We start from the raw sequence: 13,758 nt of genomic DNA on the forward strand, positions 1-13,758 counted from the left end.
AAAGAAAGGCAGCTTTCGCTGCCTTTTCTTATCTTCTTAATTTTAGCTTTTTGATCAAGCTTTGGTATCGCACCGTATCGGTGGAATTCAGGTAGTCTAGAAGACGACGCCTTTGACCTACCAGCTTTAGTAGGGCCAGCCTTGAAGCGTGGTCTTTCGGGGAGCGCTTCAAATGTTCGGTCAACTCAGCAATTCTTTCAGTTAAAATTGCGATTTGAACGTCAGCGGATCCGGTGTCTTTTTCGTGTAGCTGAAATTTCTTGGTAATTTCTTCTTTTGTGCCTTTGTCTAATGACATTCAATGCCCCCAGTAATTTGCAATTCTTATGGTTATGAAGGCATATTTTACCATAAAAGACTAATAAAAGTCAAGCCAACCCTTAAACCTCTGATTGCGTCCTAATCCCCGGACAAACGCTGTAGTTAAACTTTGGTGTCCAGAATCACTTCAACGATTTCCGGATATTGATTCGAAGAATCTTTGCGGATCACGACTTTAAACGGAATGGTGATGTTGCCGAGATGCTTTTCCCACATAAGCTCGTTCCAAATTGTTTCCTTCAACTCTTCGCTTGCGGGCTCTTTCCGGTATTTTTTTAAAAGCGTTTTAATGTACTTTTCTTCTCTGTCCCTGTAGATCTCTTTTCCATAAAAAGGATGGTTGCTCATCTGCTGCCTCTTGAATTTCGAGCAGGTTTTCTGCTATTCTTTTTTTACCATGAATGAGACTTTAAAAGAACATTTTCCCTTTCGTATTCAACCTGCTAATGAAGATGAAACGTACATGCTGGCCGCGCTTAAAGAGGCGTGGAAGGCTTTTGTCAAAGGAGAGGTGCCTGTTGGGGCTATCCTTGTGAAGGAGGGGAAGGTGATCGCCCGCGGCCACAATCAGGTGGAAATGCTCCGCGATGCGACTGCACATGCAGAAATGTTATGCATTACTGTTGCTGAAGCCGCTGAAGATAATTGGAGGCTGAACGGGGCGACACTCTATTGCACGATTGAGCCTTGCAGTATGTGTGCCGGCGCCATGCTTCTCTCTCGCGTAAGCACTCTTGTTTGGGGGGCTCCGGATATTCGCCACGGAGCAAACGGAAGCTGGGTGAATCTCTTCGGCAAACCCCATCCGACACATGAAATACAAGTGAGGAATGGGATCTTAGCCGATTTTTGCGCAATGCTGATGCAGGATTTTTTCAAAAAAAGGCGATTGGAGAATAAAAATAATGAATTGGGAAAAAATCCATGAACTTGCAGATCAAATGGTAGAGAATCAACGTTCTCATCTGCTGAAATTGGGAAGGCAGGTCATTCCTTCTTTAACATCTGAAGATGTGCTTCAGCCGAACGATTATCCAGAGCTTGAAGAAAATCCGGTTTTCCGCTATGAAGAAGGGATTCTTGCCGGGCTGCAAGGTCTTCAGATGGCTTTAAAATCTTTGGATAAATCAGCTTAAACGGTGTCGAAAACCAATTTTTCAATTCATTTCAGTATTGGTAGATATTTTTGTTCAAATGTATCGATCGTGCTTTCCAGCTTGAAGCGAAGTTCGATAATCGCCTGATTAAGAAGCTCTTCTTTCTGATGCTCTTCCAGCGATTCCGATTTCACAATCCTATCGACGAGATGAATACACTCAATTTGTAAACTGTCCAATTTGTCGAAAACTTTGCTCCACTGGTGGTAGAGTGCATCGGATTGCTCGTCATGAAAAAGACTTGTGAACATGTAAAAGCTGAATTTGCGTCCGATGAGCCTGTTCAATTTCTTTTTTGCCTTGCTTACGGCCATTTTGACCGTTTCTCTTTCTGTAGAGATGAAGAGGCCATAGTAGATGGAAATTGTGCTAACAGCTCCGCAAATCATTAATAGAGGTGTTTTTACTGCTACAGAGCTGCCGAAAAGCAAAGAGCAGGTCCAGTTTAAGGATTTAGACATCAGAATAAACGCCAAGATAAAATAAACAGCGCCAATCGTTAAGAATACAATCCGGTAATACATGATGGATGGTCTCATATACGTATACGGACGGTTTTCTGGAGAATTTTTCTCCAGTTCAATCTCTTGCTTAAAAGAATAAAGAAGTGGATAGTTTTGTTTTCTTGAGGGATACATAGTTATTTGACATGACTTTTTATTAAATTAAAAAACAATATGATAACAAAAAAATAATAAGATGTCAATATTTGGACTTTTTTTCAGAAATTGCTTTCATCCGTTTTCTTTCGCTGAAAGATAGGGAGCTTTCTCCGTATTTAGAGATTTTTTCCAATATGGAATCAACAAACGCCTCATCATCATCGGGTTCGCCAGTTTGAATATTGACCACTTTGCTTTTGGAAGTGCTCTTTTTGCGGAGGATTTGTTGGCGTACTTTTTGCGAAGCCCTAATGATTGCAAGCTCGGTCTTATACATGAATGGAAATGGGCTGTGGATGCCCCAGATGATTAGACCGTAGAGATAGCCGGAAACGGCGCCGAAAAAATAGTGGAAAAAGGAGATGAATTGTAAACCGGAGATGCTGACAAGCAGTGCAACTCCTAAAATTCCAAGGGAGAGCCATTTCGCCTTGACTGGAAGGAGAAAGAAAAGAAGGAGTTCCTGCTCCGGATTTAGAAAAGCCCAAATGATCAAGATGGCTATAATTGAAGACACAGGGCCTGTTAGAACGGCGTATTGGCCGATGACGGGCATGAAAAACAGTATTGCAATTCCACTGATGATTCCACAGATTAGATAAAAGCGTGTAAAAGATTTTTCATTGATGCGCTGGCAAATCTCGCTTCCCATGACCCAAAGAATGTAGAGATTGAAAATTAGGCCGATAAAATAGGAAAATCCGATGCCGCCGTATCCGATCGGATGGATGAAAAGGTAAGTGAATGGCTGCCACAGCAGATAATGTTGAAGGCCCCACCAAGACAGGCTAAACCATTCCTGCGGTCCAGGAATTCCAAAAATTTGCGTAAAGAACGGGTTGAAAAAAACCGACCCTATGCTCATGCATAAGGTGTAAATCATCAACTTGCGGACAGCTGCCGGAGTGAATTCCGGCCCTAGGCGGAATGAAGAGGTTGTCATTGTCATGCTGTAGATCATACCAGCTGCATTGAATAAACTCAAAAAATAAGCAATTTAGCTAAATTTGAAGATCGAGATAGGTTCTTGCTTGAGATTTATAAAATCGAGGTGTATACTTCCCTTTATTATAAAATTAGGAGACCCTTTAAATGAAGCAAGATACACATCCTGAATACCAAGACGTTCTATTCGTGGATTCTTCCACAGGAGTCAAATTTATTTGCGGATCAACTTTGAAATCAGATAAAACCGAAACGTTTGAAGGAAAAGAATATCCTGTCTGCAACGTTTCAGTTTCTTCCGCATCTCATCCCTTTTTCACTGGAAGCACGCAATTTGTCGACGCCGAAGGACGGGTTGATAAATTTAAAAAGCGTTATGCAGTCACTCGTAAAAAGAAAGCTCAAGATTAGTACTGAACGCGGAAGGGTTCATGAAAAATAAAGTGGAGGAGATGCTCAACCGGCTCCCGGAATTAGAGGAACTTCTTGGCCAGCCTGATGTCGTTAACGATCAGAAGCGTTACCGCCTGCTTACGCAAGAGCATGCGCATCTCTCTCAACTCAAGCAGGTCTATGAAGATCTAATCTCCAGCCGTAAAGAACTTTCGGATAATGAGGAGATGTTTGCTTCGGAAGAGGATGCTGAATTTATCAAAGTTCTCGAAGAAGATATTGAGCGTCTCACAAAAAAAACCGGAGAACTTCAGAAGAAGCTGGAAACCCTTATTGTTCCTCCAGATCCCAAAGACAATAAAAATACCATCCTTGAGCTTCGTGCGGGAACCGGCGGTGATGAGGCAGCTCTTTTTGTCGGCGACTGCGTGAGGATGTACAAAATGTTTGCTGACGAAAGGGGATGGAAATACGAGGAATTAGCCAGCAGCCCTTCCGATGCAGGGGGATTTAAGGAATACATGATGGCCTTAAGCGGTCCCAATGTCTACCGCTACTTGAAATATGAAGGGGGGACGCACCGTGTTCAGCGTGTTCCTGAAACGGAAACGCAAGGAAGAGTGCACACTTCCGCTATTACAGTGGCAGTCTTGTTGGAGCCTGACGAGGATTCTGAGGTGCAGATTGACGAGAAAGATTTGCGGGTCGATACCTACCGCGCTTCCGGCGCTGGCGGGCAGCACGTTAACACCACAGACAGTGCTGTAAGACTTACTCATATACCGACAGGAATCGTAGCTTATTGTTCAGAAGAGCGCAGTCAGCACAAAAATCGCGACAAGGCAATGCGCTTGCTAAAAGCGAAGATCATGGAGATCGAGGCACAGAAAAAATTTGAGGAGCGCGCATCGGAACGTGCTTCTCAAGTAGGTTCCGGAGATCGCTCAGAGAGGATCCGCACCTACAATTTTCCTCAAAATAGGATTACCGATCATCGCATCAATTTGACTAAGTATAACTTAGACAAAGTGATGGAGGGAGATTTGGAAGAGATCGTCAATGCGATTGTCGCCCATTTTTATCAGAAAAATTTCGAGACATGATTGCGAAGGAAGCTCTCGATAAATGCATTGTTTTTTTTAGGGAGAAGAATTTATCGCATCCCCGTAAAGAAGCGGCCACCATTATTGGAGATGCGTTGGGAATGAAGCCTCTTGAACTCTACATGCAGCATGATCGCCCTTTGACCGATAGTGAATTGAAGAGATGCCGTGAGGCGATCGCCAGACGTGTCAAAGGAGAGCCGAACCAGTATATTCGGGGAATTGTCGATTTTTTTGACTGCGTGTTAACTGTGGACAAAAGGGTATTAATCCCTCGAATGGAAACAGAGATTCTAGTGGACAAGATTGTTAAAGAGCTTGAGAACGAGGATCTTAAAGGAAAAACTCTTTGGGATGTATGTACCGGTTCGGGCTGTATCGGGATTGCTATTAAAAAAAAGTTTCCCGAGCTTGAAGTTGCCTTGTCGGATCTTTCTGCAGATGCACTGGAGGCCGCTTCTGAAAATGCTGTGAAAAATGGAGTTGATGTTCGGATCGTCAAAGGAGATCTGCTCGAGCCTTTTAAAGGAGAACGCGCTGATTTTATAGTTTCGAATCCTCCTTATATTAGAGAAGAGGAATTTTCAACCCTTGCCGTGGAGGTGAAGAATTTTGAACCGAAAATGGCTTTGGTTTCAGGAGAGACGGGGCTTGAAATCTATCGACGATTCAACGAAGAGCTCCCGGGCTTTTTGAAGGCGGGAGGCCGGATTTGGATGGAGATCGGAATGGGGCAAGGAGAAGATATCGTCAAAATTTTCTCCGGAGAAAATTGGGAAAATGTTTGGTTCGAGCAAGATTGGAGCCAATTGGACCGATTCTTCTATGCAACGCGAAAAAGCCCTTGAAATTGAATGAATTTTTAAGTATCCTATCTAAGTTAAATTAAGTAAAGTTATCTCTATGCTGGGCGCTTTAACAGATAAAATGCAAGATCTCTTCTCGAAAATTACAGGGAAGAGCAAGTTGACTGAAGAGAATATTGCGGAAGCGGTCTCTGAAGTGCGGTTGGCCCTGCTTGAAGCTGATGTGAACTATTCTGTCGCCAAAGTTTTAGTGAAGCGGTTAAAGGAAAAATCGTTGGGCGATGCCGTGCTCAAATCGATCTCTCCCGGTCAGCAGTTCATCAAAATCGTACACGACGAGCTGATTGAACTCATGGGCGGAGAAGAGGCGCCCCTCGATCTTAAATCGAAACCCGCAGTCGTGATGATGTGCGGCCTCCAAGGATCGGGAAAGACAACGCAGTGCGCCAAATTGGCTAATTATCTTAAAAAGCAAAAAAAATGCCGTCAACCTTTGTTGGCAGCTTGCGACCTGCAGCGTCCGGCTGCAATCGAACAGTTGAAAACCTTAGGCGGCAAGATTGGGGTTCCGGTATTTTCTATTCCTAACGAGAATAGTCCTGTAAAAGTTGCCAAGGCTGCTTTAGAGCGCGCGCGACAGGAAGGATTCGATCTGCTGATTCTCGACACTGCCGGAAGGTTGCATATCGATGACGAACTGATGGATCAGCTTCAACAGATCAAGCAAGCGACAAAACCGCATGAGATTCTGTTTGTGGCAAATGCTGCGACAGGGCAGGACGCTGTCACAGTGGCGAGCGAATTCAATCAAAAGGTTGAGGTAACCGGAACGATTCTGACAATGCTCGACAGCAACACGCGCGGGGGAGCGGCGATTTCGATCAGGGAAGTGACGGGAAAGCCTTTGAAGTTCGAAGGCGTGGGAGAGAAAATTGATGATATTCAGCCTTTCAATCCCAATTCGATGGCTGACAGAATTCTTGGAATGGGCGATACGATCAATCTTGTGCGTAAAGCAGAAGAGCATATTGATGAGAAGGAAGCGAAAAAGCTTGAAGAGAAAATCCGCAAGGCGACATTTACTTATGAAGACTATCTCAAGCAAATTCAAATGGTAAAAAAAATGGGATCGTTTAAAAGCCTGCTTGGAATGCTTCCTGGAATGAGCAAAATGAAAGAGATGGAGATCGATGATAAGGAATTTTTTAAAGTTGAAGCGATCATCCAATCCATGACTCTGAATGAAAGAATTTGTAAATGCGATCTCTCGATTCCCCGAAGAAAAAGAATTGCGAGGGGAAGCGGGACTGCAATCGATGATATCAACCGTTTGGTTAAATCATTTAAAAAAGCAAAACAATTTTTTAAGAACATGCCAAATATGAAACAATTAGAAAAATTAATGGGAGGCTCCCAATGGCGTTAAAAATTCGTCTTCGTCAACAAGGTCGTGCGAAGCGTCCTTTCTACCGCGTTGTTGTTACAGACAGTCGCAGTCCACGTGATGGACGTTATGTAGAAACGGTCGGCTGGTACAATCCTTTGGAATCTGAAGCAGAAAAAAATCTAAATATTAAAGGCGATCGCGTTGAGCACTGGATTGGCCAGGGGGCGATTTTAACAGAAAAAGCGCATGCGCTTGTTGCCAGGGCAAATCCTGAGATTGTAAAAACGATTAAGGATAAAGAATTGGCTCGCAAACAAAAAACGGTAGCGAAAAGGAAAGCGCGCAAAGCCGCTAAGTAGTGTCGCCTGATGCGGATGGATATCCTTTCCCTTTTTCCCGATTATTTCAAAGGACCTTTCGATGAAAGTATGATTCGAAGGGCTATTGATGCGGGAATTTTAGATATCCGGCTGGTCGATATTCGCGATTTTGCGGAAGGCAAGCACCGTAGAGTGGACGACCGCCCTTATGGAGGCGGACCGGGGATGATCATGATGCCTGAGCCGGCAGTTCAGGCAATCCGTTCGGTTAGGCAGCCTGAAGCCAAGGTGATTTATCTTACTCCACAGGGCAAGCCTCTAAACGCAGCCAAGTGCCGAGAGCTGGCAGAAGAGTCCCATCTGATCTTTTTATGCGGACATTACGAAGGGATCGATGAAAGGGTGATCGATATCGAAGTCGACGAGGAGATCAGCATTGGGGACTATGTTTTGACTAACGGATGTGCTGCAGCGATTGTTTGCGTAGACGCGATTGCACGGTTTGTGCCGGGGGTGATTGGACACGAAAGTGCTGCTGATGAGGACTCGTTTGAAAATGGGCTTTTAGACTGTCCGCACTATACTCGGCCGGAAGTTTTCGAGTCGCTTTCCGTACCGGAAGTTCTGCTGAGCGGAAACCACAAAAAGATCTCCCTTTGGAGAAGAGAGAAAGCTTTGGAAAAAACACAAAGGATCCGGCCTGATATGGCCGACCGAAGATGCAAGGAGAAATGACCAATGAGTAAAGCATCAGTCATTCAAAGACTGGAAAAAACACAGCTGAAGAAAGATATTCCCGATTTCCGCGTTGGCGATACGATTAAAGTACACACGAGGATTATTGAGGGAGAAAAAGAGCGTATCCAGGTTTTTACGGGTACGGTGATCGCTAGGACTGGAGGAGGTCTTTCCGAGACATTTTCTCTCCACCGCGTGGCATATGGAGAAGGAATGGAGCGCGTTTTTCCGTTGCACAGCCCTAGAATCGCTAAAATTGAAGTGATCAGGCAGGGACATGTACGCCGTGCAAAGCTCTACTATCTGCGTGGCACTTCAGGTAAGAAGGCGAAGGTGCGTGCCCGCGTGACACAAAGACGGGAATATGTCAGGAATGATGAAGTTGTTCCTGCAGAAGACGAAATCAAGGAAGAGATTGCCGCAGTATCAGCCGTTGAAGCGGAGACTAAAGTTGAAGCTCACAAAGAAGAAGCTGCTGGTGGCAACGCAAAGGAAGAAGAAAACGCCTCTTCCTGATTCGGAAGAGTTTCTTCTCGATTTTTCCCACTATGAAAATGAAGCTCGTCGCATGGGGTATTCCCATCCGGCGGGCATCGATGAAGCAGGACGCGGACCTCTTGCGGGACCCGTTGTCGCTTCTGCTTGCATTCTCCCTGCCGGATATCATCTGTCCGGTCTTAACGACAGTAAAAAGTTAACTCCCTTGCAGCGCAAGCGTTTCTTTGAGGTTTTGACTCAAGATCCCAATGTCTGCATCGGCATTGGAATAGCGACTCATGAAGAGATCGATACTGTTAATGTTTTAGAGGCGACTAAACTTGCGATGTGCAAGGCGGTTGATATGCTGAAGCCGCAACCCGATTTTTTACTGATTGATGCGGTCAAGTTGTCAGAGCAGCCGATTCCATTTTTGAATTTGATTAAAGGCGATTGCCGCGTACAGGCGATTGCCGCAGCTTCCGTGATTGCCAAGGAAACACGGGATAGAATCATGGATGAGTATGACGTCAAATGGCCGATGTATGGGTTTGGAAGACATAAAGGGTACGGGACGGAAGCGCATCGCGAGGCAATTAAACGCCATGGACCATGCCCGATTCATCGCAAAACCTTCGAGCCTATCAAGTCAATGCCTTAGATTGCCTCTTGCTACCCTCTTAGCTGAGGAGGTAGATATTTTTCTTCCAATACGCGGTAATTCGTTTTTCCTGTTCCCATGATCGGGATCTCTTTGACTTTCACAACTTCCGAAATGCGAATAAGATTGCTGAAACCGCAGACGCGCAGTGTTTGATTCGCCTCGTCAACATCAGTGTCGAATGTAGAAATAAGAATCACTTCAGGCCGTGCTCCGGGATTTTCCTTGGCAATGATCGCAAGTGCCGGTCCTTCATCTTTGATAAGCCACTTTTTCTTTTCAGCCGAACTCACCAACGCTGTTTCAATGGCAAGAAGGCTGACCATTTCCCCTCCCACTTTGATGAAGCGCTTTTTTCTTCCTGAAATGTGCATAAACCCATCATCGTCAAGATAGCCGATATCTCCGGTGTTATACCACTGTTTGCCATCGATTTCGATAAATGGCGAAGGAATGTCTTTATTAATGTAGCCTTTGAAGACATTTGGCCCGCGCACCAGAAACAATCCCTCTTGTCCTTGAGGGAGCTTTTCATATGTTTCAGGATGCACGACAATGACATCGCAGATCGGAATTGGTTTACCTACCCCTTGCAGAGGTCTGCCGTACAAGTTCCCGGCAATGATGGGAGAACATTCTGTAATGCCATATCCTTCCACCAGACACTTTTCTTTGCCAAACTGCGCAACCAAATCGATCAGTTCTTGAGGTGTTTTTTCCGCTCCTGTGATGCACAAACGCATCTTTTCTAACTGCTTCGGTGTTGCCGCCTTGAAAAGCGCTTTAATAAATGATGGCGCGCCTACACTTACTGTGCAGTTCCATGTTTCGAAATTTTTTGCCAGCCCTTTTCCATCTGTAGGATCAGGATAAAAGGCTGTGCGTATTCCGGCAAGCAGGCCTATTGTGCCTGTGACTCCGAAGCCGAATGTGTGGAACGGAGGAAGAAAGGAAAAAATAACATCGTCTGTGTACATCTCCACAACAGTGAGCGCGCTTCTCTGATTGGAAAGGATATTGTCATGGCTTAAAGGAACGCCCTTCGGCATGCTTTCCGAACCGCTTGTAAATAAGATAACCGCAATGTCGTCTTTTGTCAGCTTGTCCACGCCAAAGATCTTCATGATCGCCTGGTTGCTTCTTTTTGAGCGCGTAAAAGCTCGCAGCTTGTCTCCGATCGAAAGCTCACGCCTCATCGTTTCCAGCATCACTAATTTGTCGTCAATTCCTGTAAGATCGACTTCATCCAGGCGTTCCAAAAAAGCCCAGGAGGTTAACACTGACTGTACATCGGTCAATTCTTGAATCGAGCGTATATGCCTGGGCCCGATCGTCCAGTTGATCATGATGGGGATCTTTCCTGCCAGCTGGATGGCAAATGTGCAGAGAAAAGATCCGACACTTGCCGGAAGGAGGATGCCAATGTATTTCCCCGGCATGTGTCTGATCTGTTCTGCCAGCAGACAGACAGCTAGCCTCATGCGCGAATAGTCGAGGATACCGGATCTAGCATCGGCATAAATCGGTTGATTTTTAAGTTTGGATGAAGCGTTGAGGAACACTTCGATCATCGTTTTCCCTTCAAAAGTGGCTGCAGTCTTGCGTTCTCCCTTGAACGCCCACTTGTTCATGTCGGCTTGCGCCTCTTCCTCTTTCTCTTTTATTTTAACTTGTTTAGCGGCAATTGCCATCACTTTATTGACATGGGTCAACTCTGTGACAGGAATCGGGCCTGTGTCGAAGCTGTCATTGATAAACATCGCCAATTCGGAAGTGTCTAAAGAATCAAGGCCAAGGTCTGATGAAAGCGACATGCTAGGAGAGATTTTCTCTTTTTTGATTTCAGTAAGATCTTCAAGTTTTTGCAGCACTTTGTCTTGAATTTTGTAGTCGATGCCCTCTATGTGGACGATGTGATGGTCAGTCTCTGCTACTGGATCGCAGATGGCTGGAAGCTCTTTTTTCCAAAAGCTGTAGGAGGTTAGAACCAGAGACTCTCCCGGATATTCTCCTTTTTGTTCTGTGAGTCCGTCAGGGCGGTTGTAATAATTTTCCAGCCAACGGTTCATCTCAAGGCGGCTAGCTTCATAAGGAAAATTTTTGGGCGCCGGCTCTAATTCAACCAACACCTCCCTTTTGGGGACAAAAAAGATCAGATTCTTCAGTACAGTCCATATGTGGCGTTTCAACGTAGAAAGGAGGTCCGGCACTTCTCCTGTTTGCGCTCTGGATAAACTGCTGCCCCACAATCCTTTAATCCTAACCAGGACAACATTGGCTTCAGGGGTTTCAGAGATGATCTTTTGTGTCGCTGAGGAGCCGCCGATCTTTTCGATTTGTGTATGCTTCAGACGGCCTGCCGGATAAAGAAGAAAATGCTGCCCCTCTTTCAACCCTTTGATCACTTCATTTAACACCATATCGTGACGTTTTCTTTTTAAGCTGTTGTTAGAGCTTTCAAAATTCGGTACCGGAATCGCGTTCAGATATTTCATTGCTGCATGGACGCCTGGAGTGAAGTACATATACTCAACAATAAGGGGGCGGATAGGAAATTTAGGGAATACGGATAGGGCAACGATGGCCGGATCGGCTAAAGCGGCAGGATGGTTGGGGAGAAAAAGAACCCCGCCTTTTCGATTAAGCGCCTCAGGTGTCAATGTTTCGAGCCCTTTGACCCGGATTCGATATCTTAGGCGCAAAAACAAACGGAAAATTAATGCAATTGCAAACAAAAAGAGTTTTTTCATCTTAAATAAACTTTATTATAAAAAATTTAATATTCCAAGTTCCGAGAGCATGAAGATGAGGTAGGATCGTTTGATTTTCCCTGTTTCCATGTCGTACACTTTTTCCTCTAAGTAGGCGTATGTGCGTTCAGGCTTATTCGGTTTCCAATCATCGGGAATATGCTGTTTGGCCCAATCAATGAAAAGTTCACGGTCTATGGATGTTTTTCCCCCATTCAGAGCTTCATCGATCTCTTCGATAATCTTAGTCGGTGTGTAGATATTTTTAAAGGATTCGATGAGTGCCGGCAGATTTTTTTTGTAGCTGGAGAAGGGGTCTTTGAAATGGGAGCGGTTTTTCCGCTCTTCTTCAGAGATGCCGAAGCTAAGTTCGATCTCGCATTGGATTTTTGTTCGTTCATGGCGGTTTTGGCCGTTATTGAGGGAAACAAAGCTGTCGAGCAGACCTTGGTAGAAAACGTTGAGAACAGTGAGAACCTGCGTTCTAAAATCGTGAACGAGACTGAATTTTTGCCGGTAGATTGCAAGCGCATCGCCCATGATCCAGCCGCCGCAGTTGCCTCCGGCTAGTGCAAGCTCCAAAAGGGTTGGCACAGCATCTTCGAACGGCTCCTTTTTAACCGCAAGCAGAATAGCTTTCACAATGTCTTCAAGCTGTTGATACCACTCTTCGAACGCTTGTGCTTGGCAGGAGGGGGGAGCTCCAGCTTTGGGGGATCTTTGGGAAATGTCTGTGATCAACGCAGTTAATTTCTTTCGAAGATTTTCGGAAGAGTAGGATTCTCCGTTGGAATCCTTGATGTTGGCCGGGTTGCGATAGCCGGGTTTATCAGGTTCGGTAAGGTTGATTTGGTCGAATAGAAGAAGTAAATCTTTTAGGTCTGTTTGATCGAGAATTTTCCTATCGGGCAATGTTTGATGCGCCAAGGCTCCAAGTTCGATGAGATGTCCCTGGTCAAGGGAAAGTTTGGCATCTTCGAGCAAAGTAAAAGAAGCTCCTGGATAGGCGCCGCGCAATAGTTGGCACTCCTCTTCATATTTGCTCCGTGTCATTTGAGCGGCAATCATTTGCATCCATTCGAAGTCCTGAAACAAAAAGGGCAGCTCTAATAGAGGGAAGCTGCTATCGAGGCATGCAATGGGATCTTGTTTGATCTGTTTTTTCAGCAGATTAAAGCTGTTTCCCGATTTTCTAAATTCCTGGATGACTAGAGGCCATTGAATAAGGACTTTAGAGGCTATGCGGATGTTGCCCAACCGCAAAGGGAGAGCATAAGGAGGTTCATTGTTGATGTCCCGTTTTGTGGGATCCGCGCCTCTGCGTGCTAGCTCTTTAGCTGTTTCGAGGTCGCAAGCGAGTACGGAGCAATGGAGCGGAGTCATCTGCTGGCGGCCGGGAAGGTTTAGATCGGCCTTTGACTCTAATAAATATGAAATGCATGTTTTTGCGCTGTGCAGACAGGCTAGGTGCAGGGGAGCGTTTCCTCTAAACATTGGGATGTTGATGCGCTCTTGAGGAACAATTAGCTGAAGAAGATCAACATTGTCCTGTTTGATGATCTCGTCAATGAGCTCTCCATTGTTTTTGTTTTCTTCGATAAAGAGATCCAGATGGCTTTTATCCTGGAGGCGGCATAAAGCTTGAAAATAGACAATCAAGTCCTTGACTGACGAGGAAAGGGGGAGGGGAAGGGAAGGGAGGCTTCCTCCGGCAATTAAATAGTAAGAGAGAAGGCTGGTAAATATTTCCGGGTCTTTTGTTTGAAAAAGCTCTGTTGCAAAGGCATGGATTTTTTCGGCAGCAGAGCTCTTCTCCCATTTTTTCACTTCTTTTGAAAAAACAGTATTTGAAAGGTGGTTTTTTTTGCAGATTTTACAGATGGCTTTTTGACCGATGCCGCCAGCCATCAACGCATGAAGAGAGGCGGGATCTCGATTTTTGAATGCAGCAATGACTGCAATTTCTATTTGAGGATTTTGATTTAAAATTGCGATCATTATAATTTATTTAAATTTTATTAAATAAAACTAATTAAAA

General features: G+C 44.9%; 15 protein-coding genes and 1 pseudogene. 10 read left to right on the forward strand and 6 right to left on the reverse strand.

Features of this window, described 5'->3' with window-relative positions; genetic code table 11:
* Positions 1–28: 28 nt before the first annotated feature.
* Both rpsO and WCW_RS03320 read right to left on the reverse strand, forming a co-directional pair.
* A complete protein-coding gene (gene rpsO, locus WCW_RS03315) occupies positions 29–298 on the reverse strand; it encodes a 30S ribosomal protein S15 (RefSeq protein ID WP_013181774.1) in 270 nt (89 codons plus the stop codon).
* Positions 299–423: 125 nt separating this feature from the next.
* A complete protein-coding gene (locus WCW_RS03320) occupies positions 424–669 on the reverse strand; it encodes a hypothetical protein (RefSeq protein ID WP_013181775.1) in 246 nt (81 codons plus the stop codon).
* Positions 670–718: 49 nt separating this feature from the next.
* Here WCW_RS03320 and tadA point away from each other — a divergent pair, with 49 nt between their 5' ends.
* Both tadA and WCW_RS03330 read left to right on the forward strand, forming a co-directional pair.
* Positions 719–1,249, forward strand: coding sequence for a tRNA adenosine(34) deaminase TadA (gene tadA / locus WCW_RS03325; RefSeq protein WP_013181776.1), 531 nt, complete (start codon positions 719–721; stop codon positions 1,247–1,249).
* The gene (locus tag WCW_RS03330; protein WP_013181777.1) at positions 1,227–1,457 is read left to right on the forward strand and encodes a hypothetical protein; all 231 of its coding nucleotides are present in this window, start codon (positions 1,227–1,229) and stop codon (positions 1,455–1,457) included. The genes tadA and WCW_RS03330 overlap by 23 nt, the downstream gene beginning before the upstream one ends.
* Positions 1,458–1,483: 26 nt before the next feature.
* Here the strand turns inward: WCW_RS03330 and WCW_RS03335 are convergent, their stop codons facing one another.
* Together WCW_RS03335 and WCW_RS03340 are read right to left on the reverse strand one after the other, a co-directional pair.
* Positions 1,484–2,002, reverse strand: coding sequence for a hypothetical protein (locus WCW_RS03335; protein WP_143876345.1), 519 nt, complete (start codon positions 2,000–2,002; stop codon positions 1,484–1,486).
* 178 nt (positions 2,003–2,180) lie between these two features.
* Positions 2,181–3,089, reverse strand: a complete 909-nt coding sequence (locus WCW_RS03340; protein WP_162268155.1) for a rhomboid family intramembrane serine protease — start codon at positions 3,087–3,089, stop codon at positions 2,181–2,183.
* Positions 3,090–3,232: 143 nt separating this feature from the next.
* Here WCW_RS03340 and WCW_RS03345 point away from each other — a divergent pair, with 143 nt between their 5' ends.
* The 8 genes and pseudogenes from WCW_RS03345 to WCW_RS03380 all read left to right on the forward strand — a co-directional run bounded on the left by WCW_RS03345 (position 3,233) and on the right by WCW_RS03380 (position 8,970).
* On the forward strand, positions 3,233–3,496 hold the full coding sequence (locus WCW_RS03345) for a type B 50S ribosomal protein L31 (RefSeq protein WP_013181780.1): 264 nt from the start codon (positions 3,233–3,235) through the stop codon (positions 3,494–3,496).
* Between the two features lie 20 nt (positions 3,497–3,516).
* On the forward strand, positions 3,517–4,581 hold the full coding sequence (gene prfA, locus WCW_RS03350; protein WP_013181781.1) for a peptide chain release factor 1: 1,065 nt from the start codon (positions 3,517–3,519) through the stop codon (positions 4,579–4,581).
* Positions 4,578–5,429: a peptide chain release factor N(5)-glutamine methyltransferase gene (gene prmC, locus WCW_RS03355; protein WP_013181782.1), complete on the forward strand. Its 852-nt coding sequence runs from the start codon at positions 4,578–4,580 to the stop codon at positions 5,427–5,429. The genes prfA and prmC overlap by 4 nt, the downstream gene beginning before the upstream one ends.
* 55 nt (positions 5,430–5,484) lie before the next feature.
* On the forward strand, positions 5,485–6,813 hold the full coding sequence (gene ffh, locus WCW_RS03360) for a signal recognition particle protein (protein WP_013181783.1): 1,329 nt from the start codon (positions 5,485–5,487) through the stop codon (positions 6,811–6,813).
* Entirely contained in the window at positions 6,804–7,133 is a 330-nt protein-coding gene (gene rpsP / locus WCW_RS03365; protein ID WP_013181784.1) for a 30S ribosomal protein S16, read from the forward strand. Before ffh ends, rpsP begins: the two co-directional genes overlap by 10 nt.
* A gap of 9 nt (positions 7,134–7,142) precedes the next feature.
* A pseudogene (gene trmD / locus WCW_RS03370) lies at positions 7,143–7,802 on the forward strand (tRNA (guanosine(37)-N1)-methyltransferase TrmD); the annotation flags it as partial.
* A gap of 30 nt (positions 7,803–7,832) precedes the next feature.
* Entirely contained in the window at positions 7,833–8,348 is a 516-nt protein-coding gene (rplS, locus tag WCW_RS03375; protein ID WP_013181786.1) for a 50S ribosomal protein L19, read from the forward strand.
* Positions 8,284–8,970, forward strand: coding sequence for a ribonuclease HII (locus tag WCW_RS03380; protein WP_169302725.1), 687 nt, complete (start codon positions 8,284–8,286; stop codon positions 8,968–8,970). The genes rplS and WCW_RS03380 overlap by 65 nt, the downstream gene beginning before the upstream one ends.
* Before the next feature lie 11 nt (positions 8,971–8,981).
* On the opposite strand, the gene WCW_RS03385 is transcribed toward WCW_RS03380, so the two are convergent.
* The gene (locus WCW_RS03385) at positions 8,982–11,720 is read right to left on the reverse strand and encodes an AMP-binding protein (protein ID WP_013181788.1); all 2,739 of its coding nucleotides are present in this window, start codon (positions 11,718–11,720) and stop codon (positions 8,982–8,984) included.
* Positions 11,721–11,735: 15 nt separating this feature from the next.
* Positions 11,736–13,718, reverse strand: coding sequence for an ankyrin repeat domain-containing protein (locus WCW_RS03390; protein ID WP_013181789.1), 1,983 nt, complete (start codon positions 13,716–13,718; stop codon positions 11,736–11,738).
* Positions 13,719–13,758: the final 40 nt, after the last annotated feature.

This window comes from Waddlia chondrophila WSU 86-1044, from assembly GCF_000092785.1.
Taxonomy (GTDB): Bacteria; Chlamydiota; Chlamydiia; order Chlamydiales; family Waddliaceae; genus Waddlia; species Waddlia chondrophila.

What these genes read in the sequence shown, in the direction of transcription:
- rpsO (WP_013181774.1), bottom strand. Translation starts at nt 298, where the DNA reads ATGTCATTAGACAAAGGCACAAAAGAAGAAATTACCAAGAAATTTCAG.
- WCW_RS03320 (WP_013181775.1), bottom strand. Translation starts at nt 669, where the DNA reads ATGAGCAACCATCCTTTTTATGGAAAAGAGATCTACAGGGACAGAGAA.
- tadA (WP_013181776.1), top strand. Translation starts at nt 719, where the DNA reads ATGAATGAGACTTTAAAAGAACATTTTCCCTTTCGTATTCAACCTGCT.
- WCW_RS03330 (WP_013181777.1), top strand. Translation starts at nt 1,227, where the DNA reads ATGAATTGGGAAAAAATCCATGAACTTGCAGATCAAATGGTAGAGAAT.
- WCW_RS03335 (WP_143876345.1), bottom strand. Translation starts at nt 2,002, where the DNA reads ATGTATTACCGGATTGTATTCTTAACGATTGGCGCTGTTTATTTTATC.
- WCW_RS03340 (WP_162268155.1), bottom strand. Translation starts at nt 3,089, where the DNA reads ATGACAATGACAACCTCTTCATTCCGCCTAGGGCCGGAATTCACTCCG.
- WCW_RS03345 (WP_013181780.1), top strand. Translation starts at nt 3,233, where the DNA reads ATGAAGCAAGATACACATCCTGAATACCAAGACGTTCTATTCGTGGAT.
- prfA (WP_013181781.1), top strand. Translation starts at nt 3,517, where the DNA reads ATGAAAAATAAAGTGGAGGAGATGCTCAACCGGCTCCCGGAATTAGAG.
- prmC (WP_013181782.1), top strand. Translation starts at nt 4,578, where the DNA reads ATGATTGCGAAGGAAGCTCTCGATAAATGCATTGTTTTTTTTAGGGAG.
- ffh (WP_013181783.1), top strand. Translation starts at nt 5,485, where the DNA reads ATGCTGGGCGCTTTAACAGATAAAATGCAAGATCTCTTCTCGAAAATT.
- rpsP (WP_013181784.1), top strand. Translation starts at nt 6,804, where the DNA reads ATGGCGTTAAAAATTCGTCTTCGTCAACAAGGTCGTGCGAAGCGTCCT.
- rplS (WP_013181786.1), top strand. Translation starts at nt 7,833, where the DNA reads ATGAGTAAAGCATCAGTCATTCAAAGACTGGAAAAAACACAGCTGAAG.
- WCW_RS03385 (WP_013181788.1), bottom strand. Translation starts at nt 11,720, where the DNA reads ATGAAAAAACTCTTTTTGTTTGCAATTGCATTAATTTTCCGTTTGTTT.
- WCW_RS03390 (WP_013181789.1), bottom strand. Translation starts at nt 13,718, where the DNA reads ATGATCGCAATTTTAAATCAAAATCCTCAAATAGAAATTGCAGTCATT.